22 protein-coding genes and 1 other RNA gene are annotated in these 19,112 nt (G+C 69.2%); 18 read left to right on the forward strand and 5 right to left on the reverse strand.

Annotated elements, in window-relative coordinates; genetic code table 11:
- Nucleotides 1–3: 3 nt before the first annotated feature.
- Nucleotides 4–495 carry a GNAT family N-acetyltransferase gene (locus MKI84_RS17580; RefSeq protein ID WP_241621551.1) on the forward strand — a complete coding sequence of 164 codons (492 nt, stop codon included), beginning with the start codon at nt 4–6 and terminating at the stop codon, nt 493–495.
- A 6-nt stretch (nt 496–501) separates the two neighbouring features.
- On the opposite strand, the gene MKI84_RS17585 is transcribed toward MKI84_RS17580, so the two are convergent.
- Together MKI84_RS17585 and MKI84_RS17590 are read right to left on the reverse strand one after the other, a co-directional pair.
- On the reverse strand, nt 502–1,458 hold the full coding sequence (locus MKI84_RS17585; RefSeq protein ID WP_241621552.1) for a cation diffusion facilitator family transporter: 957 nt from the start codon (nt 1,456–1,458) through the stop codon (nt 502–504).
- A 34-nt stretch (nt 1,459–1,492) separates the two neighbouring features.
- Nucleotides 1,493–3,271: an ABC transporter transmembrane domain-containing protein gene (locus MKI84_RS17590; RefSeq protein ID WP_241621553.1), complete on the reverse strand. Its 1,779-nt coding sequence runs from the start codon at nt 3,269–3,271 to the stop codon at nt 1,493–1,495.
- A 145-nt stretch (nt 3,272–3,416) separates the two neighbouring features.
- On the opposite strand from MKI84_RS17590, the gene rpmE reads away from it, so the two are divergent.
- Entirely contained in the window at nt 3,417–3,641 is a 225-nt protein-coding gene (gene rpmE / locus MKI84_RS17595) for a 50S ribosomal protein L31 (RefSeq protein WP_241621554.1), read from the forward strand.
- A 129-nt stretch (nt 3,642–3,770) separates the two neighbouring features.
- Here the strand turns inward: rpmE and MKI84_RS17600 are convergent, their stop codons facing one another.
- Both MKI84_RS17600 and MKI84_RS17605 read right to left on the reverse strand, forming a co-directional pair.
- Nucleotides 3,771–4,295, reverse strand: a complete 525-nt coding sequence (locus MKI84_RS17600; RefSeq protein WP_281063251.1) for a DUF1465 family protein — start codon at nt 4,293–4,295, stop codon at nt 3,771–3,773.
- Nucleotides 4,296–4,556: 261 nt separating this feature from the next.
- The gene (locus MKI84_RS17605) at nt 4,557–4,760 is read right to left on the reverse strand and encodes a DUF1192 domain-containing protein (RefSeq protein ID WP_241621555.1); all 204 of its coding nucleotides are present in this window, start codon (nt 4,758–4,760) and stop codon (nt 4,557–4,559) included.
- Between the two features lie 251 nt (nt 4,761–5,011).
- On the opposite strand from MKI84_RS17605, the gene MKI84_RS17610 reads away from it, so the two are divergent.
- From MKI84_RS17610 to MKI84_RS17640, 7 genes are all read left to right on the forward strand, one after another.
- The gene (locus tag MKI84_RS17610) at nt 5,012–5,992 is read left to right on the forward strand and encodes an NAD(P)H-quinone oxidoreductase (protein ID WP_241621626.1); all 981 of its coding nucleotides are present in this window, start codon (nt 5,012–5,014) and stop codon (nt 5,990–5,992) included.
- 110 nt (nt 5,993–6,102) lie between these two features.
- Nucleotides 6,103–6,258: non-coding RNA, 6S RNA (gene ssrS / locus MKI84_RS17615), on the forward strand.
- 18 nt (nt 6,259–6,276) lie between these two features.
- Nucleotides 6,277–6,888: a 5-formyltetrahydrofolate cyclo-ligase gene (locus MKI84_RS17620; RefSeq protein WP_241621556.1), complete on the forward strand. Its 612-nt coding sequence runs from the start codon at nt 6,277–6,279 to the stop codon at nt 6,886–6,888.
- A 2-nt stretch (nt 6,889–6,890) separates the two neighbouring features.
- Nucleotides 6,891–7,706 (forward strand): TIGR00282 family metallophosphoesterase, encoded by an 816-nt coding sequence (locus MKI84_RS17625; RefSeq protein ID WP_241621557.1) that lies wholly within the window; start codon nt 6,891–6,893, stop codon nt 7,704–7,706.
- A 106-nt stretch (nt 7,707–7,812) separates the two neighbouring features.
- Nucleotides 7,813–9,048, forward strand: a complete 1,236-nt coding sequence (locus tag MKI84_RS17630; RefSeq protein WP_241621558.1) for an extracellular catalytic domain type 1 short-chain-length polyhydroxyalkanoate depolymerase — start codon at nt 7,813–7,815, stop codon at nt 9,046–9,048.
- A gap of 120 nt (nt 9,049–9,168) precedes the next feature.
- Nucleotides 9,169–10,194, forward strand: a complete 1,026-nt coding sequence (locus tag MKI84_RS17635; RefSeq protein WP_241621559.1) for an alpha/beta hydrolase family protein — start codon at nt 9,169–9,171, stop codon at nt 10,192–10,194.
- A 168-nt stretch (nt 10,195–10,362) separates the two neighbouring features.
- Nucleotides 10,363–11,109, forward strand: a complete 747-nt coding sequence (locus MKI84_RS17640) for a YebC/PmpR family DNA-binding transcriptional regulator (RefSeq protein ID WP_241621560.1) — start codon at nt 10,363–10,365, stop codon at nt 11,107–11,109.
- A 68-nt stretch (nt 11,110–11,177) separates the two neighbouring features.
- On the opposite strand, the gene MKI84_RS17645 is transcribed toward MKI84_RS17640, so the two are convergent.
- Nucleotides 11,178–11,924 (reverse strand): sulfite exporter TauE/SafE family protein, encoded by a 747-nt coding sequence (locus MKI84_RS17645; protein WP_241621561.1) that lies wholly within the window; start codon nt 11,922–11,924, stop codon nt 11,178–11,180.
- Between the two features lie 383 nt (nt 11,925–12,307).
- Here MKI84_RS17645 and MKI84_RS17650 point away from each other — a divergent pair, with 383 nt between their 5' ends.
- The 9 genes from MKI84_RS17650 to tolQ all read left to right on the forward strand — a co-directional run bounded on the left by MKI84_RS17650 (nt 12,308) and on the right by tolQ (nt 19,110).
- Nucleotides 12,308–13,237, forward strand: coding sequence for a DMT family transporter (locus MKI84_RS17650; RefSeq protein ID WP_241621562.1), 930 nt, complete (start codon nt 12,308–12,310; stop codon nt 13,235–13,237).
- Nucleotides 13,238–13,479: 242 nt separating this feature from the next.
- Entirely contained in the window at nt 13,480–14,004 is a 525-nt protein-coding gene (gene ruvC / locus MKI84_RS17655; protein WP_241621563.1) for a crossover junction endodeoxyribonuclease RuvC, read from the forward strand.
- Nucleotides 14,005–14,017: 13 nt separating this feature from the next.
- Nucleotides 14,018–14,635: a Holliday junction branch migration protein RuvA gene (gene ruvA / locus MKI84_RS17660; RefSeq protein ID WP_241621564.1), complete on the forward strand. Its 618-nt coding sequence runs from the start codon at nt 14,018–14,020 to the stop codon at nt 14,633–14,635.
- Entirely contained in the window at nt 14,632–15,075 is a 444-nt protein-coding gene (locus MKI84_RS17665) for a hypothetical protein (RefSeq protein ID WP_241621565.1), read from the forward strand. The genes ruvA and MKI84_RS17665 overlap by 4 nt, the downstream gene beginning before the upstream one ends.
- Nucleotides 15,072–16,109, forward strand: a complete 1,038-nt coding sequence (gene ruvB / locus MKI84_RS17670; RefSeq protein ID WP_241621566.1) for a Holliday junction branch migration DNA helicase RuvB — start codon at nt 15,072–15,074, stop codon at nt 16,107–16,109. Before MKI84_RS17665 ends, ruvB begins: the two co-directional genes overlap by 4 nt.
- A gap of 158 nt (nt 16,110–16,267) precedes the next feature.
- A complete protein-coding gene (locus MKI84_RS17675; protein ID WP_241621567.1) occupies nt 16,268–16,900 on the forward strand; it encodes a TetR/AcrR family transcriptional regulator in 633 nt (210 codons plus the stop codon).
- A gap of 83 nt (nt 16,901–16,983) precedes the next feature.
- Nucleotides 16,984–17,403 (forward strand): DUF2852 domain-containing protein, encoded by a 420-nt coding sequence (locus MKI84_RS17680; protein ID WP_241621568.1) that lies wholly within the window; start codon nt 16,984–16,986, stop codon nt 17,401–17,403.
- A 123-nt stretch (nt 17,404–17,526) separates the two neighbouring features.
- Nucleotides 17,527–18,036, forward strand: coding sequence for a tol-pal system-associated acyl-CoA thioesterase (gene ybgC / locus MKI84_RS17685; RefSeq protein WP_241621569.1), 510 nt, complete (start codon nt 17,527–17,529; stop codon nt 18,034–18,036).
- A gap of 399 nt (nt 18,037–18,435) precedes the next feature.
- Nucleotides 18,436–19,110 carry a protein TolQ gene (gene tolQ / locus MKI84_RS17690; protein ID WP_241621627.1) on the forward strand — a complete coding sequence of 225 codons (675 nt, stop codon included), beginning with the start codon at nt 18,436–18,438 and terminating at the stop codon, nt 19,108–19,110.
- Nucleotides 19,111–19,112: the final 2 nt, after the last annotated feature.

The following is a 19,112-nucleotide window of genomic DNA, read 5'->3' on the forward strand; positions in this document are numbered from 1 at the left end:
GAAATGACCGAACCCCGCCACGTCGCCTTGCAGGGATTCTCCTGGGACCACATGCCGGTGCTGTCGGCGCTGTGGGTGGAAAGCTGGCAGGAGGCGATGCCGGAGATCGACTTCGAGGCGCGGCGCGGCTGGATCTGCCATCGCATCGGCGCGCTGATGGACGCGGGCGCCATCATCGAGATCGCGACCGCGCTGCCCGACGGCGGCACGGCGGGGGTGGGCGGGCAGATGCTCGGCTTCGTCACCATTCATCCCCGGACCGGCTACATCGACCAGCTCGTGGTGCATCCGGACCATTGGGGCGAGGGCATCGCGCTGGCGCTGGTCGCCGCCGCGCGCCGGCATTCCCCGCGCCGACTTTCGCTCGACGTGAACGAGGAAAACACCCGCGCCGTGCGCTTCTACCAGAAGTCCGGCTTCACCGTGGCCAGCCACGGCGCCAATCCGCTTTCCGGCCGCCCGACGCTGCGCATGGAGTGGCAGGCGCCGGCGTGAGCCCGCTCAGTCCGCCCATTCCAGATCGCCGGTGAAGGTGATGGTCAGCCAACGGTCCGGGCTGTCCGGGCCGATCGCCGCGCCGATGGCATCGCGGATGGCGTCCCACTCGCCGATGCGCCGCGCCGGGGTGTCCGGCGGCACGATGAAATACAGCTCGATCTGCTGCGCCCGCCCCACTTTCGCGACATAGGCGCGGAAGGTGCGGAAGCCGTGCTCGGCCACCGCCGCGTGCGCGACGGCATCGACATGTGCCTTCAGGTCCGGCGGCGTGACGAGCAGAATATCGGAGAGCGCCTGCCGCACCGTTCCGACCGGGATCGGGATGATGACAAGGCAGACCAGCGCCAGCACCGCCGGATCGATATAGGGCGCGATCCATTCATGAGCGGTGCCCTCCACGGCGTAGCCGAGGCTGAAGGCGATCAGCAGCGCGGTGGTGATGCTGCCCGACATCACCCAGGCCCGCGCATCGAGCGCGATGAAGTCCGAGCGGATCCGGCGATTGGCGCGCATTTCGAGAACCGCCGCGACCGCACAGGCGGCGACCGTGATCACCGCATAGACGATGGCGAAGCCGAATTCGAGATCGCGCCCGCCGGCGATGAGCAGCGTGATCGCGTTGAAGAACGCATAGGCGGACACGCCGATCAGCAGCACGCCGTTCAGGCCCAGAACCATGGGCTCCAGATGCCAGAAACCCATGGTGAAGCGCTCGCGAAGCCGGCGTCCTTCCGCTGAGGCGCCGTGGGTGTAGGTGCGGATCAGCTTCACCACCACGAGCGCCAGCAGGCTCATGCTGGCGTCGACCAGCGAATACACGCCGTCGAACAGGATCGAGAACGAGCCGGAGAGCAGGCCGAAGCCGATGCCGAAGGCGGCGATGAAGACGGTGATCGCCACCGAGATGCGCAGCACGCCGGCCTCGTCGCGCAGATCGAAGACCGTCTTCAATGACCGCATGCCGCCCCCACCGCTCGCGCGTCTCCCCGCCCTGTCAGCTTACCTCGCCGAATTGCAGCGCGGCGAGACGGGCATAGAGGCCACCCTGCGCGGTGAGGCTGGCATGGGTGCCGTCCTCGACGATGCGGCCGTGCTCGATGACCAGAATGCGGTCGGCAGACAGCACGGTCGAGAGGCGATGGGCGATGACCAGCGTGGTGCGCCCCTCCATGGAGCGGTCGAGCGCCTTCTGCACCAGCGTCTCGCTTTCCGCGTCGAGTGCCGAGGTGGCTTCGTCCAGCAGCAGGATCGGGGCGCGGCGCAGGATGGCGCGGGCAATCGCGATGCGCTGGCGCTGGCCGCCGGAAAGCGTGACGCCGCGCTCCCCGACCGGCGTCTCCCAGCCTTCGGGCAGGCGGGCGACGAATTCGTCGGCGCTGGCGAGGCGTCCGGCCTCCTCGACCTCCGCGTCGCTGGCCTCGGGACGGCCGAGCCGGATGTTCTCGCGGATGGTGGCGGCGAAGATCGCCACGTCCTGCGGCACCAGCGCGATGCGGGCGCGCATCGCCTGTGGATCGGCCCGCGCGATGTCGACGCCGTCGATCGCGATGGTGCCCGAGGCGGGGTCGTAGAAGCGCAACAGGAGCTGGAACAGGGTGGACTTGCCGCCGCCCGACGGGCCGACAATGGCGACCCGCTCGCCGGGCGAAACCGCGAAACTCACCCCGTTCAGCGCCACCACATCGGGGCGGGTGGGATAGGCGAAGCGCACATCCGTGAAGGCAATGGCGCCGCGCGCCGGCTCGGGCAGGGCCAGCGGGTTTGCCGGGGGGCGCACATGGGGTTGTTCGTCCAGCAGTTCCGCAATGCGCTCCGTGGCGCCGGCCGCCTGCGAGATTTCGCCCCAGACCTCGCCGAGCTGGCCGAGACCACTCGCCGCCAGCACGGCGTAGAGCACGAACTGGCCGAGCGTGCCCGCGCTCATCGTGCCCGCCAGCACCGCATTGGCGCCGGCCCAGAGGATGCCGACCACGCTGGCGAACACCAGGAAAATGCCGACGCCGGTGAGCAGCGCCCGCGCCCGCACCGCCTGCCGGGCGGCCTCGAAGGAGTGCTCCACATCGTCATGGAAGCGCGCATCCGCCGCGCGCTCGGCGGTGTTGGCCTGAAGGCTGCGCACCGAGCCGATGGCTTCCGCCGCATAGGCGGAGGCGTTGGCGAGCGTGTCCTGCGCCCCGCGCGAACGCCGGCGCACCCCGCGCCCGGAGCCGATGAGGGCGGCGACGATGACCGGAATCGCGATCAGCAGGATCGCCGACAGCCACGGGCTGGTCACCACCATCATGATGGCCGCGCCGAAGAACAGCACGATGTTGCGCAGCGCGATCGAGGCCGAGGCGCCCACCGCCGACTTGATCTGGGTGGTGTCGGCCGTGAGCCGCGAGATCAGCTCGCCGGACTTGGCCTGATCGTAGAACGCGCCGTCGAGCGTCAGCAGATGGGCGAACACGCCCGCGCGCAGGTCGGCCACGATGCGCTCGCCCAGCGTCATGACGAGGTAGTAGCGCATGGCCGATGCGATGGACAGCACCGCCACCACACCGATCATCACCGCGAAATAACGGTCGATGAAGCCGGCATGGCCGACATCGAAGCCGAAGTCGATCATGCGGCGCACCGCGATCGGTACCACCAGCGTCGCCAGCGCCGCGGCCAGCAGCGCGGCCAGTGCCGCCAGCGCGCGGCCCTTGTAGCGCCGGATATACGGCCAGAGCGCGAGCAGGGGAGAGAGCCGCGGCCGGCGGCCGGACTTTTCCGGGGCGGAGTTTTCCATGGCGGTGTTGTCAGTTCGTTGGGCGACTTGTGTCACGCTCAGGTCTCGGTTATAGAGCCGCTCGGATTTCCGGCAGGATCGATTTTGAAGATCGCCGCGCGGTTCCCGTAAGGGTTCCGGCCCAGCGGCGGCGAGGATGCAACCCATGAAGAGCGACATCCATCCCGACTACCACTTCGTCAAGGTGGTGATGACGGACGGCACCGAGTACACGACGCGGACGACCTGGGGCAAGGAGGGCGACACCCTTCAGCTCGATATCGACGCGACCTCCCACCCGGCCTGGACCGGCGGTTCGCAGCAGCTGCTCGACCGCGCCGGCCGCGTGTCGAAGTTCCAGAAGAAGTTCGCGGGCTTCCTCAAGGCCTGATCGGCCCTGCGGACAGGACGGCCGCTCGCGGCCGTCGCGTGACGCTTTGCAAACCCCGCCGAGGCCGCTGGCCCCCGGCGGGGTTTTGCGTGTTGCCGCCGGGCATCCCGGCGCGCCATCCCTTTGCGCTCAGCGTTCAAAGGCGGTGCGCAGGCGACCGATCTGGCTCGCCACGGCATTGCCGGCTCGCTCGGGCGCCGCGTGCGGGGCGGCGCCGCGCGCCAGCCCCTCGTCGATGCGCTGGATCTGGCGTTGCAGGTCATAGCCGCGGCGCACCAGTTCGCGCAGGGTGGTGGGCAGCAGCTCTTCCTGCTCCTCGTCGCGGGGAGGGCCTTCTATGTCGATCTTCGCGCTCTCGCGCCGCGCGTCCTGCGGGCGCATGTCGCCCTCGTTGACCGCGCGCTGCAGCAGCAGCCAGGCGGCGAGCTGCATCAGCCGCGTGGACAGCCGCATGCTCTGCTGGGCATAGGCGGTGAGGGCGGGGCGCGACAGGTCTCGGCTTTCCACCCGCCCCGTGCCGTCGAGATAGGCGGCGGCTTCCTCGACCAGCGCCATACCTTCCGCGAACAGGTCGGCGAAAGCGCGCGAGGCCAGCCGGCGCTCGGCGATGTTCACCGTCGCGCCGGTCACGTCTGTGGTCCGGTCTGCTGCCATTGTCGTCACCGTCCGCGCGATTCGCGCCTGCGCTCCCCAGCACACCTAGCCTGTCGCGCAGTCGGCCCCGGCTGTCCAGCCCGCCGCGTCGCCGATGTGCGGCGGCGCGAAAAAGAAAGCCGCCCCCGAGGGCGGCCGGAAGTGAAGACAGGGCGGCGTCAAACAAAGTGGACAGGAGCCACTCGCGTCCAATATCGGACGGACACAAGTAAAGGTCGGAAGCCTTAACCATGGGTTAAGCGATCCGCCTTTGGCCTGCTTTCAGCGCTTGAAGAAATTGTCCGCCGCCGCGCGCGAGGCCCGCTTGGAGATGAGCGCGAGCCGCAGCCGCTCCATTTCAGAGGCCAGCAGAGTCATGCGCTCCTCAAGCTCGATCTCCGACAGGGTGGAAAGATCGGCCCCGATCTCATGGGTGGCCGGCGCCCTTGCCGGCCGTACCGAAAACACGTCGTCGTCGATCGCCATGTGATGCCCCTCTCACATATTCACTCGATAAAGTCCGGCGGCACGGGAAGTTCCGCAGGTTTCCGCGCCCTGCGACACCCGGCCGGCTTCCACAAGGTAAACCCGGCCCGGCATGGTTGCCAGCCCGCGGCGCTTGACTTAACCAACACGGTAAAGCTGCCCGCGAAAACTCTGACGAGGAACCGCCCGTGACCGGAACGCCCACCAGCCTGCCTCCCACCAGCCTGCCCGCCACCAACCTTCCCGCCACCATGACCGCGATCGGCCTGCCGACGCCCGGCGGACCGGAAGCGCTGGTTCCCGAGCAGCGGCCGGTGCCGGTGCCGGGCAAGGGCGAAATCCTGGTCAAGGTCGCGGCGGCCGGTGTGAACCGGCCCGACGTCATGCAGCGCAAGGGCTATTATCCCCCCCCGCCCGGCGCCTCCGACATTCCCGGCCTTGAAATCGCCGGCGAGGTGGTCGCGCTCGGCGAAGGCGTCACCCGCTGGACGCTCGGCGACAAGGTGTGCGCGCTGGTCTCCGGCGGCGGCTATGCGCAATATTGCCTGGCGGACGAAGCCTCCGCGCTGCCGGTGCCCGCCGGCCTGTCCATGGTCGAGGCGGCGGCGCTGCCCGAGACCTTCTTCACGGTGTGGACCAATGTGTTCGACCTCGCCGGGCTGAAGGCCGGCGAGAATTTCCTGGTGCATGGCGGCACGTCGGGCATCGGCACCACGGCGATCCAACTCGCCAAGGCCTTCGGCGCCACCGTGTTCACCACGGCCGGCAGCGCCGAGAAGTGCGCCGTGTGCCGCGAATTGGGCGCCGATGTCGCCATCGACTACAAGACCGAGGACTTCGTGGCGGTGGTCAAGGAAAAGACCGGCGGCAAGGGCGTCAACGTCATCCTCGACATGGTGGGCGGCTCCTACATCGCCCGCAATTACGAGGCCGCCTCCCCGCAGGGCCGCATCGTGCAGATCGCCTTCATGGAAGGCTCCAAGGTGCAGATCGACTATATGCGCCTGATGCTCAAGCGCCTGTCGCATATGGGCTCGACCCTGCGCTCGCGCCCCAAGGCCGAGAAGGCCGCCATTGCCGCATCCATCGTCGCAAAGGTGTGGCCGCTGGTCGAGGCCGGCACCGTCAAGCCGGTGATGGATCAGGTGTTCCCGCTGGAAAAGGCCAGCGAGGCCCATGCCCGCATGGAGACCAGCGCCCATATTGGCAAGATCATGCTGAAGGTCGACTGAGGGCGGTTCCCACGGGGGGAGGACGCGGGCGTCATCGCGCCGTCATCGGCGCACAGGATATCCGCGTCCCCCCTCTGGTTTTCCGCGCGGGACCATCCTAAATTAGGCAGGCGGGGCTGCGGGGTTCGTCAGGAGAACATATTCCCCGGGGCCTTATCGATCTCAAAGGGAGCTGTCCCTGACCGGACCCGTGGGTCCGGACACACGGCGCCCACCTACGCTGTAGGTTCCCGGGATCGATCACCAACGGCCATCGCGGCTCCGCACTTACGTCCAAGGCATCCATGCCCGTTACGACCTCGGTCTCCCTCGACAAGGCTCCCCTCCGCGCGGTGGCGCTCGCCCGTCGCGCCGAGCTTGATCCCGACGCGCGCGACGCCGCGGCCGCGCGTGCCGCCGCACATGCGCTGTCCTGGCTCGGCGATGTGTCGGGGGAAATGGTCGCGCTGTTCTCGCCCATCGGCACCGAAATCGCGACCGCGCCGCTCGCCGCCTTGCTGCGCGACGCCGGCGCGCGACTGGCGCTGCCGGTCGTGGTGGCCGCGAGCACGCCACTGCTGTTCCGCGAATGGCGCGAGGAGGTGGCGTTGGTGTCGAGCCTCGGGCCCGGCCGGCTGACCATTCCCGCCCCGCCCGAGAGCGAGAAGCTGGTGGAGCCCGACGTCATCGTGGTGCCGCTCGCTGCCTTCGATGCGCGCGGCAACCGCATCGGCTATGGCGCCGGCTATTATGACCGTACGCTGGCGCAGATCCGCGCTGCCCGGCGCATCGAGGCGCTGGGCTACGCCTTCGCGGTGCAGGAACTGCCCACCCTACCGGCGGAAGTGCATGACGAGCGCCTCGACGCCATCGCCACCGATGCCGGCATCATCTGCCCGGCCGTGGTTGAGGAGTAGCGATGCGCCTGCTTTTTCTCGGCGATGTGGTCGGGCGCCCCGGCCGTCAGGTGGTGGCCGACCATCTGCCCCGGCTGCGTGCCGACTGGGCGCTGGACTGCGTGATCGTCAATGGCGAGAACGCCGCGGGCGGCTTCGGCATCACCGAGGCGATCTACGAGGAATTTCTGGAGGCCGGCGCCGACGCGGTGACGCTCGGCAACCATTCCTTCGACCAGCGTGAGGCGCTGGTGTTCATCGAGCGCGCCCCGCGTCTCGTCCGCCCCGCCAATTATCCGCCCGGCACGCCGGGGCGGGGCGCGGCGCTGGTGGAGACCCGTACCGGCGCGCAGGTGCTGGTCGTCAACATGATGGGCCGCACCTTCATGGACCCGATGGACGACCCGTTCGCGGCCATCGACCGCGAACTCGATGCCGGCCCGCTCGGTCTCGTATCCGATGCGGTGGTGGTGGATTTCCACGCCGAAACCACCAGCGAGAAGCAGGCCTTCGGCCATTGGTGCGACGGGCGCGCCAGCCTCGTGATCGGAACGCACACCCATGTGCCGACCGCCGACCATCGCATCCTGTCCGGCGGCACCGCCTACATGACCGATGTCGGCATGTGCGGCTGCTATGACGGGGTGATCGGCATGGACAAGGAAGAGCCGCTCCGCCGCTTCACTCGCAAGATCGGCTCCTCGCGCTTCGAGCCGGCCGCCGGGCCGGGCACGCTGTCGGGCCTTGCGGTGGAGACGGATGGGCGCGGCCTTGCGGTGCGCCTCGCCCCGGTGCGCATCGGCGGCGCCCTTGAGCCGGTGGTCCCGTCCTTCTGGTGAGCCACACCGGCGCACCATATTGTGCAGTGCAGCAACAAATGGCCGGCCTACGCGTTGACGCGAACGGAGCCGCATGGTGCGGCCCGCCGCGAAAAGGGCACCGGACGTGAAGCAGTTCTCCGAGATGATCAACCGGCTGCGCGCGCTGCATCGTGCCGGCCGCTTCCAGTCCGCCGCCCCCGGCGCCGCACCGGCCCCGGAGCCGGCGGAAGATCGGCTGGTCGATCTTGAGGCATTCGGTTCCAACCCCGGGGCGCTGCGGGCCCGCTTCTACGTGCCCGAGCATTTGCCGCCGCGCGCGCCGCTGGTCGTGGTGCTGCACGGCTGCACCCAGACGGCGGCCGGATATGATCTCGGCGCCGGCTGGTCGCGGCTGGCGGACCGCGAGGGCTTCGTCGTGCTCTGCCCCGAGCAGCAACGCGCCAATAATCCCAATCTGTGCTTCAACTGGTTCGTGCCGGGCGACATTCGGCGCGGCGAGGGCGAGGCGCTGTCGATCCGGCAGATGATCGAGGCGCTGGTCACGCGCTTCGCGCTGGATCGCGGGCGCATCTTCGTCACCGGCCTTTCCGCCGGCGGGGCGATGGCCGGCGTGATGCTGGCGACCTACCCGGACGTGTTCGCGGGCGGGGCCATCATTGCCGGCCTGCCCTATGACTGCGCGCACAGCGTGCCGCAGGCGCTGCGGCAGATGAAGGGGCAGGGGACGCTTGGTGAGCACGAGCTGCAGGCACGGCTGCGCGCCGCCTCGACCCGTGATGGCAGGCCCTATGCCGGCCCGTGGCCGCGGCTGTCGGTCTGGCAGGGCACGGCCGACACTGTCGTGGCTCCCGCCAATGCCACCGAGATCATCGCGCAATGGCGCGGCGTCCATGGCGTCGACATGCTGCCGACGCGGCTGGAGCAGGTGGCGGGCTTTCCTCACCGGGTCTGGTGCGATGCCACCGGGCGCGAGGTCATGGAGGAGTTCAGCGTCATCGGGATGGGCCATGGCACGCCGCTCGCGACCCGCGGAGCAAATGGGCTGGGGCAGGCCGGCCCGTTCCTTCTGGACGTAGGTATCTCCTCGACCCGGCATATCGCCCACTTCTGGGGAATCGTCCCGGCGCCCCGGACGGACGCCACTGCCGGGGCGCAGCCCTCCGCACCGTCGCCTTCGCCGAACGAGCCCCGCGCTCCCGCTCTCGCCGGCCCGGAGCCCGAGCGCGGCGAGGAGGCGCGCACGCAGGGCGCTGGCGCTTACGGGTCCGGTGCGCGCGGCACCACGGGCGGGGATTCGAGACCGCGCGGCGTGCGCGAGGTGATCGAGGACGCGCTGCGGGCGGCGGGACTGATGAAGTGACGCGGCGCGAAACCTCATCCGGCGGGAAAGCGCGGCCGTGCCACCCGGCTTTGCGTGGTGCGGGGCTGGTCCTCTATCATCACGCCGCCGGATATTGGTGACCGGAGGGGAACGAAGGACATGAACGCCGTCTGGGGTCTGGCCGTGGCGCTGGGGCTGTGGTTCTGGGGTGCCGTGCCGGCATTTTCCGCGGACGGTGTCGGCTTTCGCAGCCTGACGGTACCCGCTCCCGCGCGGGGTATGCCGATCGCGGTCGACCTCTGGTACCCGGCGGGGCCGGGCGGCACGCCCGAACGCCACGGCGCCTCTCCGTTGTTCGAGGGCGTTTCCGTGCGGCGCGACGCGGCGGTGGCGGACGGTGCTTTTCCGCTCGTGCTGCTGGCCCATGGCGGGCTGCGTTCCAATCCGCTTCTGGCCGGATGGATCGCCGCGCATCTGGCCGCTCGCGGCGCCCTCGTCGTCCTGCCGCACGCGCCCATGCCCCGTGCGTCGTCGCCGGAGACGGCGCGCGCGGCGCCCGGCGAGGTAAGCCTGCGGCCGGAGGATCTGCGGGCGGCGCTGGATGCGGTGCAGGGCGATCCCGCTCTTGCCGCGCATCTGGCCGCCGGCGAGGTGAGCGCGGTCGGCTTCTTCCTGGGCGGAACCTCGGTGCTGGCGCTGGCCGGCGCGCGGCTGGACCCGGCCGCCTACCGCGCGTCCTGCGACCCGCCGGTGCGGGGTCCCGATTGCCGCTGGTTCGCCGCGAACGGCGTGGACCTGCACACCAGCATCCCCGATGCGGTGGGCGCCTCGCACCGGGATCCGCGCGTGAGGGCGGTCGTCGCCATCAACCCCGAGCTTGTCGGCAGCTTCACGCCGGATAGCCTCGGCGGGATCGACATCCCGGTCACCGTGATCCGGCTCGGTGCGGGCGAGGACGCTGCAACGCAGCGCCGCCTGCCGGCCGCGCGGTATCTCGACATCGCGGGCGCGAACAGCTTCGACGCGTTCAGCCGGTGCACGCCCCGCGCGCTGGCACTGCTGGCGGAGGAGGGCGAGAACGACGCGATCTGCCGCGAGGACGGGCCGCGCTCGCGCGCCGATTTCCAGGCGGAGATGGCGCGGATGATCGACGATGCCCTCGCCGGACGCGACGCCGCGCCCTGACGTCCGGCTTCAGGCGATGCGGCCCGGCTTTACGCGACGCGGCCCGGCTTTACGTGACGCAGCCCGGCTTTACGTGACGCAGCCCTTGCGCCTATAAGCCTCCACCATTCGAGACATGACGCGGAGAAGGGGCCGAAACGAGCCCGCCCGCATGACGTGGAGGCGGCCATGGCCGGGCATTCGCAGTTCAAGAACATCATGCACCGCAAGGGCAAGCAGGACGCGGTGCGCTCCAAGCTGTTCTCCAAGCTGGCGCGCGAAATCACCGTGGCCGCCAAGCTCGGCCTGCCCGACCCCAACATGAACCCGCGCCTGCGCGCCGCGATCCTCGCCGCCCGCGCCGAGAACATGCCCAAGGACAATATCGACCGCGCCATCAAGAAGGCTGCCGGCGGCGACGCGGAGAATTATGACGAGATCCGCTATGAGGGCTATGGCCCCGGCGGCGTCGCCGTCATCGTCGAGGCGCTGACCGACAACCGCAACCGCACCGCCTCGGAAGTGCGCTCCTACTTCACCAAGTCCGGCGGCTCGCTGGCGGAAACCGGTGCGGTGTCGTTCATGTTCGACCGCATCGGTCAGGTCGAATTCGACGCGGCCAAGGCCAGCGCCGACGACATGCTGGAAGCCGCCATCGAGGCCGGCGCCGAGGACGTGGTTTCCGACGAGAGCGGCCATGTCGTGATGTGCTCGATCGAGAGCCTGCACGAGGTTGCCCGCGCGCTGGAGGCGAGGTTCGGCGAGCCGCGCAAGTCCGGCCTGGTGTGGAAGCCGCAGAACACCATCGCGGTCGACGACGAGATGGCCGAGAAGCTGGTGCGTCTGGTCGACACGCTGGAAGACAATGACGACGTGCAGAACGTCTATGCCAATTTCGAGCTCTCCGACGCCTTCATCGCCAAGATGAGCGAGTGATCGGCTGAGCCCCCGATCGGCCCTCCCGGTCCGTCGCGACGCGCCTCCCGCGAGGCGGCCCGGGAGCCTTACCGCCCGAACAGCGGATCGAACAGCGGCAGGCTGACCACGATCGCCACCGCGATGACCCCATAGGCCGCCAGCCGGAAATGGCGGTCCGAGGCGCCGCGGAACAGCCGCCCGCCCGCCAGCAGCCCGGCGGCGTAGAACGGGCCGAGGATCAGCGACAGCCGGGCGACCTCGCCGGTGATCATGCCGCCCAGGGCATAGGAAGCCCCGCTCGCCAGCGTCGTCAGCGCGAAGAAGCCGAACAGATTGGCCCGCACCAGCGCGGCGTTCTGGCCGCTGCCCAGCCAGTACGCGACCACGGGCGGGCCCGACATCTGCGCCGCACCGCCGAGCACGCCGGCGACCAGGCCGAGGCCGATCTTGGTCGGCAGGTTTTGCCGTCCGCTATGGCGCCAGCCCGAGATCAGCAGCACCAGCAGCGCCGCCACCAGAACGGCCAGCGCCCAGCGCAGCACCAGCGGGTTGGCATTGTCGAGCACCACGACCCCGAGCGGGACGGTAAGCGTCGCGCCAATGGCAAGCGGCGCCACCTGCCGCCAGATGCAGGCCCGCAGAGCCGGCAGCACATAGGGCAGGGTCAGCACGCCGTCGACGATCAGAAGCGTCGGCGCGCTCACGCGCGGGCCGAACACCGCGCTGACCAGCGGCACGAAGATCAGCGCTCCGCCAAAGCCGGAAAATCCGCGCGTGAAGCCGGCGACCAGTGCGGTGGCGATCGCCCAGGCGAGGGCGAAGTCGAGGGACATGACGGAAAACCACAGGGCGGGCGAACTGCGCCGCGCGGCCGGCTTATCCCTCGCGCCGCCGCCGGTCAATCGAGCCGGCGCGGTGGATCGCGCCGGCAGGCAGCCATCGGTGCATCCGATCCATTCCAGACTTCCATCAGCAAACACGAACGTTCGGATTTGCAAAACTCATTTGCAGGCGAGCGAAGCCCGCCCACATAGTGGGTCAACGACGCCGCCTGCGCGGCACTCCTCCAGACCCCGCCTGTCGCGGCCCCGATCAGATTCCGACGTTTCGCGTCTTCCGCGTGCGCCGATGCGCTTTTCCGTCCGTCAGGGCGGCTTCGACATTCGCCGCGCGCGCGGCGCCCCTCTTTCGCCGCCACGGCGGCCGGAAAACGACGATGACCACCTCCTCATCCCCTGCCGCGACCGATGTCGCGGCGCAGCCGTCCATGGCGGACCGCCTGACCGGCTATGCCTGCGCCTTGCTCGCCATTGCCATCTGGGGCGGCTGGATCGTCTCCACTCGCCATGCCGTCCATGGCCACCTTCCGCCGGCCACCGTCGGCTGGCTCCGCTTCGTGGTGCCCGCCGTCGTGCTGGCCCCCGCCTGGCTGAAGGTCGGCCTGTGGCCGCGCCGGGAATCCTTCATCCCGTTCGTGCTGTGCTTCGTCGGGGCGGGCGGATTGTTCTTCCTCACCGTTGCCACCGCCATGCGCTTCGTGCCGGCGGCCGATGTCGGGCCGCTGCTGCCGGGGACCATGCCGCTGATCGTGGCGGTGGTCTCGGTGCTGGTGTTTCATGAGCGGCTCGGCAGCCTGCGTCTTTTCGGCTTTATCTTCATCGCGCTCGGCGTGCTGACGCTGGGCGGGCGCGGGCTGCTCTACCCGGAAGACGGCGCCTGGCGCGGCCACCTGCTGCTGCTGACCGGCGCCGCCATGTGGGCCTGCTACACGCTGGCCTTCCGCCGCACCGGCATGAAGGCGACCGCGATCGTCGGTATGGTCGGCCTCTGGTCGACGATCATCCTGACGCCGGTCGGCCTGCCGGGCGTGGTCGCGGCGGTGCAGGACGGCTATGGCCGGGAAGTTCTGATCCAACTCCTGGTGCAGGGGCTGCTCTCCGGCGTGGTGGCGCTGGTGGCCTTCGGCATCGCCATCGAGCGGCTCGGCTCCTCGCGCGCGGCCGCGTTCACCGGGCTGGTGCCGGCCTTAGCGGCGGGGATCGCGGTGCCTGTGCTGGGCGAGCACCCGGACATGGCGGCGGTGATCGGCGTCATCGGCACCGGCATCGGCGTGATGCTGGCCAGCGGGGCGTTCCGGCGGGGCTGAGCCCGCCGGCTACGGCGATCGGTCGGCGCGGGCGTGCCACGGGCCGCTCCCGCCGTCGGCGGCGGTGAACAGGAAATGCGTTCCCGACGCGGGAATGGTCGCTCATGCCTCGCCGGAATGGCCGGCGTGCGCGCCGCGTCGCTAACCCCGCATTAACCATCCGCCCGCTCCATGGCGACGCCGCGGGGCAAACTTCGCCGTCCGCTCTAGGCGTTCGCTCTTTGTTCGGCTAACCCGGAGGCATGGCACCGCGCGCGATTCGCATTCTCGGCCTCGATCCGGGCCTCCGCCGCACCGGCTGGGGGGTGATCGAGGCATTGGGCACGCGGCTCAGCTTCATTGCGTGCGGCACCGTGCTGCCGCCCGAGGACGGCTCGCTGGCCGAGCGGCTGGCCCAGCTCCACCGCGAACTCTCCGCCGTCATCGCCGCGTTCACGCCCGACGAGGCCGCAGTGGAGGAGACCTTCGTCAATGTGAACCCGGCCTCGACGCTCAAGCTCGGCCAGGCGCGCGGCGTGGTTCTGCTCACCCCGGCGCTGGCTGGCGTGCCGGTGGCCGAATATGCCGCGCTGCTGGTCAAGAAGACCGTGGTCGGCGCCGGGCGTGCGGAAAAGGGGCAGATCCGCATGATGATGAAGGTGCTGCTGCCGCAGGCGGATTTTACCACCGACGACGCGGCCGACGCCCTTGCGGTCGCAGTCACCCACGCGCAGCATCGCGGCATGGCCGCGCTGAAGGCGGCGACACTCAGGGCCGCGGCGTCATGACCGGTGCATATCGATGATCGGAAAGCTCAAGGGCACGGTGGATTCCTATGGCGAGGACCATGTGATCCTCGACGTGCACGGCGTCGGCTATCTGGTGCACTGCTCGGGCCGCACCTTGCAGGCTCTGGCACCGGTGGGCGAGGCGGGTACGCTGTTCATCGAGACCTTCGTGCGCGAGGACATGATCCGGCTCTACGGCTTCGCCTCGCAGGCCGAGAAGGCGTGGTTCGGCCTGCTTCAGAACGTGCAGGGCGTCGGCGCCAAGGTGGCGCTCAACGTGCTCTCCGTGCTCTCCCCGACCGAACTCGCCAATGCGGTGGCGCTGGGCGACAAGGCGATGGTGGCGCGGGCAAATGGCGTCGGGCCGAAGGTGGCCGCGCGCATCGTCGCGGAACTCAAGGACAAGGCGCCGGGCTTTTCCGATGTCGACCCGGCGGTCGCGGGTCTTGCCGGCCAGATCGAGGAGCGCCGCGCCCCGGGGCCGGTGGCGGATGCGGTCTCGGCGCTGGTCAATCTCGGCTATGCGCAGGTGCAGGCCAGCGCGGCGGTGGCGGCGGCGTTCCGCGAGGCGGGGGAGGGGGCGGATACGGCGAAGCTGATCCGGCTCGGACTGAAGGAACTGGCGTCATGATGCTGCGCTTCCTTGCCCCCCGCGCCGGCGCGCGTTCCGCCGGACCGGACTGGACGTGGCAGGCGCGCATTCCCGCGCTGATCCTCACCTATGGTGTGGTGATTTTCGCCGTGCTGATCGCCGAGCGCATGATCCACAGCCCGCTCTCGGCCAGCTACGCGGCGGCGGCGGTGGTACCGGGCGGGATTGCCGCCGGTATCTGTGCCTTCGCCCTGTCGTTTTCGCCGCGCCCGCGGCTGATTGTGCTGACGGCGGTGGTCATCGTGGCGCTGGCGCCGCTCGGCTTTCTGGTCTTCTCCATCGATTTCGGTGAGTTCACGCCGATCGTGATGGCGCGCGCGCCGCTCGTCGCCGCCATGTTGGCGGGCGGCAGCGTGCTCGCGACCGGCCTGCTGATCGCCGGCGGGGTGTTCCCGGCCCCCGGGGAGATACGCGCGTGAGCACCAAGCGCCTCGTTGCCCCGGACAAGCGCGAGGAAGACCTCGCGGAAGCGACGCTGCGCCCGCAGAACCTCGTCGAATTCGTCGGGCAGGAGCAGGCGCGCGCTAATCTCGACGTGTTCATCCGCGCCGCCAAGGCGCGGGGCGAGGCGCTGGACCATGTGCTGTTCGTCGGCCCGCCGGGGCTCGGCAAGACCACGCTGGCGCAGATCGTGGCGCGCGAATTGGGTGTCGGTTTCCGCTCCACCTCCGGCCCGGTGATCGCCAAGGCCGGCGATCTCGCCGCGCTGCTGACCAATCTCGAAGAACGCGACGTGCTGTTCATCGACGAGATTCACCGGCTCAACCCGGCGGTGGAGGAAATCCTCTATCCCGCCATGGAGGATTACGAGCTGGACCTGATCATCGGCGAGGGGCCGGCGGCGCGCTCGGTGAAGATCCAGCTCTCGAAATTCACTCTGGTCGGCGCCACCACGCGCTCCGGGCTGCTGACCACGCCGCTGCGCGACCGCTTCGGCATCCCGATCCGGCTCAACTTCTACACGGTGCCGGAGCTGGAGCTGGTGGTGACGCGCGGGGCGCGCGTGCTCGGCATCCCGATCCAGCCGGACGGTGCCCGCGAGATCGCCCGCCGCGCGCGCGGAACGCCGCGTATCGCCGGCCGGCTGCTGCGCCGGGTGCGCGACTTCACGCTGGTGGCGGGGCGCGAGACCATCGACCGCGCGGCGGCCGATCATGCGCTCAAGGCGCTGGATGTCGACGGGCTCGGCCTCGACCAGATGGATCGGCGCTACCTCAGCGTGATCGCGCTGAACTATGGCGGCGGGCCGGTGGGCGTCGAGACCATCGCCGCCGCGCTCTCCGAGCCGCGCGACGCCATCGAGGAAATCATCGAGCCCTATCTGGTGCAGCAGGGATTTCTCCAGCGCACGCCGCGCGGCCGGGTGCTGACCGCCCACGCCTACCGCCATCTCGGCCTCGCCGTGCCCACCAGCAGCAATCAGATCCCCCTGTTCGACGAGGGACAGGACTGAGCGACGCCGCCGGGACGGGGAGGCCGGGCGAACAGGCCCGATCGGGCGGGCCTGCCGGCCGCTGAGCCGGCGGCCTCTGCCCGGGCGGCTCGGCGATCTTCACCACTCCTCGCCGGAACCGTCGACGCCGGGGCCGTACTGATGTAAGGCCTCCTAACATGAGCTGGTCCCGGAACGGAGAATCGCGCGGCTATCATCATGGCAACCTGCGGGAAGCCCTGATGCAGGCAGCGCTCGACCTGATCGCGGAGAAGGGCATGGCCGGCGCCACCTTCGCCGAGGCGGCCCGCCGGGCCGGGGTGAGCCCCGCCGCGCCCTACCGCCATTTCCGCGACCGCGACGAACTGATCGCGGCGGTGGCCGCCGCAAGCTTCGACCGTTTTGCCCGCGCGCTCCAGGAGGGCTGGGCCGACGGCAAGCCGAACGTCGCGGAAGCCTTCGAGCGCATGGGCCGGGCCTATCTCGACTTCGCCCGCACCCACCCCGCCGATTACATCGCCATGTTCGAATCCGGCATCGCTACGGAGACCCATGGCGAGTTGCAGCTCGCTGGCCAGCGCGCCTTCGCCGTGCTGCGCGACGCCGCAGAGGCACTGGTGGCGGCGATGCCCGCGAGCAGCCGCCCGCCGGCACTGATGGTGGCGCTGCACATCTGGTCGCTGTCCCACGGCGTCGCCTCGCTGTTCGGCCGGGCGGACGGGGCGCGGCGCAAGCTGCCGATGACGCCCGAGGAACTGCTGGAAGCCGGCTTCCTGGTCTATCTGCGCGGCCTCAACGCTCCCGCCGCGTAAAATTCCCCGCGGATCCTCTTGACGGAATCCGACGCGGCTCCTACCTATGTAAATGTGATTAACATTAACCAGGAACGGGTGCCATGGAGCTCGCATACAAGCTCGACAGTTACGGCAAACCGGCTTGGATCGCGCTGACGGTCCTGGGCTTCATGGCTTGGTGGCCGCTGGGTCTGGCGATCCTGGCCTTTACAATAGGGAGTGGACGCATGGGTTGCGGTTCGAAGCGCGGTTTCGCGCGCTGGCGTGAAGAGGGTGAAGACGCGATGCGCGGCATGTTCGGTTCCCGCTTCGGCCGGGGTTCCCAGTCGAGCGGCAACCGCGCCTTCGACGAATATCGCGAGGACACGCTGCGCCGTCTCGAGGAGGAGCAGAAGGATTTCCGCGGCTTCCTCGACCGGCTGCGCCAGGCCAAGGACAAGGCGGAGTTCGACCAGTTCATGGCCGACCGCCGCAGTCGCCCGGCTTCCGCGCCTGAACAGGGCAACGAGCAGCAGGGCTGAACGCCTCGCATGAACTGAATGAGGACCGCGCTCCCGCGCAATCGGGGGCGCGGTTCTTTTTTGGCGCCCCGCTTTTCGCCAACCGTGCTTTTCGCCAACGCCACTTTTCGCTATGAGGGCGCCATGAACGAGCGCCCCGAGCCCTTTACCCCCGAAGCCTTCAAGTCCGATCCCTATCTGCACCTTGCCGGCCGGCTGGTGCCGGGCGGGCATGTGCTGCCGGTGCGGGTCTATTACGAGGACACGGATTTCTCCGGCATCGTCTACCACGCCAACTACCTGAAGTTCATGGAGCGCGCGCGCTCCGACCATCTCAGGCTGATCGGCGTGGTGCAGGGCGATCTGTTCGGCGAGGCGCTGGCCGAAGCTCCCGGTTTTGCCTTCGTGGTGCGCTCCATGGAGCTGCAATTCGTCCGGCCCGCCCGCATCGACGACGTGCTGGAAATCCACACCTCGCCGGTCGAGGTGGCGGGGGCCTCGATCACGCTTCAGCAGAAAGTGATGCGCGGGGGCGATCTGCTGGTCGAGGGCAAGGTCAAGGTCGCCTTCGTCGCGCAGGGCCGTGCCCGGCGCATCCCCGATTCCCTGCGCGCGGCGATGAAGGCGACCCTTGACGAGGGCGGCAGCGCCTGAGGATCGCAGATTTCGTGTTGCGTCGCGGCAACGCTAACCCGCCATTAACCCTAATAAGCTCTTGTATCGGGTAGCTGCGGGAGCGCGCCGACGTCGATCGCCCAAGTTTGGACAGACTCAATCGCTTGATGGCGGATGTATTCCCTTGAGCCGCGTCAGTGTCATCAGCCTTTGGGCGGCTGATGCATCATGGCGCCGCAACCCTTTGAGACTGGCAGGATTGGCGTGATGACGCTCAGGAAGCTTCTTTTTGCGATGGTGCTGTTTCTCGCGGCATCGGCGTCCTTCGCTCATGCCCAGAGCGCGACGACACCCGTGACCGGCGCGCCCACCGCGCAGGTGCAGGGCCAGGCGGTCGCGGCCCCGCCCGGCGCGGCCGTCGCCCCCGAGGGCGCGGGCATGGGCCCGGACATGTCGCTGATCGGGCTGTTCCTGCAGGCCCATCTGGTCGTCAAGCTCGTGATGGCCGGCCTGATCATCGCCTCAATCTGGGTCTGGGCGATCATCATCGACAAGACCATCCTGTTCACGCGCACCAAACGCATGATGGACCGCTTCGAGCAGACCTTCTGGTCGGGCCAGAGCCTGGAGGAACTGTACCGCTCGCTGTCCTCGCGCCCCAATCACGCCATGGCGGCGATCTTCGTCGCCGCGATGCGCGAGTGGAAGCGCTCCTATGAGGGCGGGGCGCGGTCCTTCGCCGGGCTCACCCAGCGGCTGGACAAGGTGATGGACGTCACCATCGCCCGCGAGGTGGAGCGTCTGGAAAGCCGGCTCCTGGTGCTGGCGACGGTCGGCTCGGCCGGCCCGTTCATCGGCCTGTTCGGCACGGTGTGGGGCATCATGACCTCGTTCCAGTCGATCGCCGCCTCGAAGAACACCAGCCTCGCAGTTGTGGCGCCGGGCATCGCCGAAGCCCTTTTCGCAACGGCAATTGGCCTTATCGCCGCCATCCCGGCGACGATTTTCTACAATAGGTTCGTGTCGCAAGTGAACAAGCAGGCGCTCAGGCTCGAAGGCTTTGCCGACGAGTTCTCGGCGATCCTGTCGCGTCAGATCGACGAACGGGGCTGACA

Origin of the sequence: Ancylobacter gelatini (assembly GCF_022601675.1) — a bacterium.
GTDB classification, from domain to species: domain Bacteria; phylum Pseudomonadota; class Alphaproteobacteria; order Rhizobiales; family Xanthobacteraceae; genus Ancylobacter; species Ancylobacter gelatini.

Bases quoted from the DNA above. Each gene is read 5' to 3' on its own strand.
- MKI84_RS17580 (WP_241621551.1), top strand. From the start codon at position 4: ATGACCGAACCCCGCCACGTCGCCTTGCAGGGATTCTCCTGGGACCAC.
- MKI84_RS17585 (WP_241621552.1), bottom strand. From the start codon at position 1,458: ATGCGGTCATTGAAGACGGTCTTCGATCTGCGCGACGAGGCCGGCGTG.
- MKI84_RS17590 (WP_241621553.1), bottom strand. From the start codon at position 3,271: ATGGAAAACTCCGCCCCGGAAAAGTCCGGCCGCCGGCCGCGGCTCTCT.
- rpmE (WP_241621554.1), top strand. From the start codon at position 3,417: ATGAAGAGCGACATCCATCCCGACTACCACTTCGTCAAGGTGGTGATG.
- MKI84_RS17600 (WP_281063251.1), bottom strand. From the start codon at position 4,295: ATGGCAGCAGACCGGACCACAGACGTGACCGGCGCGACGGTGAACATC.
- MKI84_RS17605 (WP_241621555.1), bottom strand. From the start codon at position 4,760: ATGGCGATCGACGACGACGTGTTTTCGGTACGGCCGGCAAGGGCGCCG.
- MKI84_RS17610 (WP_241621626.1), top strand. From the start codon at position 5,012: ATGACCGCGATCGGCCTGCCGACGCCCGGCGGACCGGAAGCGCTGGTT.
- MKI84_RS17620 (WP_241621556.1), top strand. From the start codon at position 6,277: ATGCCCGTTACGACCTCGGTCTCCCTCGACAAGGCTCCCCTCCGCGCG.
- MKI84_RS17625 (WP_241621557.1), top strand. From the start codon at position 6,891: ATGCGCCTGCTTTTTCTCGGCGATGTGGTCGGGCGCCCCGGCCGTCAG.
- MKI84_RS17635 (WP_241621559.1), top strand. From the start codon at position 9,169: ATGAACGCCGTCTGGGGTCTGGCCGTGGCGCTGGGGCTGTGGTTCTGG.
- MKI84_RS17640 (WP_241621560.1), top strand. From the start codon at position 10,363: ATGGCCGGGCATTCGCAGTTCAAGAACATCATGCACCGCAAGGGCAAG.
- MKI84_RS17645 (WP_241621561.1), bottom strand. From the start codon at position 11,924: ATGTCCCTCGACTTCGCCCTCGCCTGGGCGATCGCCACCGCACTGGTC.
- MKI84_RS17650 (WP_241621562.1), top strand. From the start codon at position 12,308: ATGACCACCTCCTCATCCCCTGCCGCGACCGATGTCGCGGCGCAGCCG.
- ruvC (WP_241621563.1), top strand. From the start codon at position 13,480: ATGGCACCGCGCGCGATTCGCATTCTCGGCCTCGATCCGGGCCTCCGC.
- ruvA (WP_241621564.1), top strand. From the start codon at position 14,018: ATGATCGGAAAGCTCAAGGGCACGGTGGATTCCTATGGCGAGGACCAT.
- MKI84_RS17665 (WP_241621565.1), top strand. From the start codon at position 14,632: ATGATGCTGCGCTTCCTTGCCCCCCGCGCCGGCGCGCGTTCCGCCGGA.
- MKI84_RS17675 (WP_241621567.1), top strand. From the start codon at position 16,268: ATGAGCTGGTCCCGGAACGGAGAATCGCGCGGCTATCATCATGGCAAC.
- MKI84_RS17680 (WP_241621568.1), top strand. From the start codon at position 16,984: ATGGAGCTCGCATACAAGCTCGACAGTTACGGCAAACCGGCTTGGATC.
- ybgC (WP_241621569.1), top strand. From the start codon at position 17,527: ATGAACGAGCGCCCCGAGCCCTTTACCCCCGAAGCCTTCAAGTCCGAT.
- tolQ (WP_241621627.1), top strand. From the start codon at position 18,436: ATGGGCCCGGACATGTCGCTGATCGGGCTGTTCCTGCAGGCCCATCTG.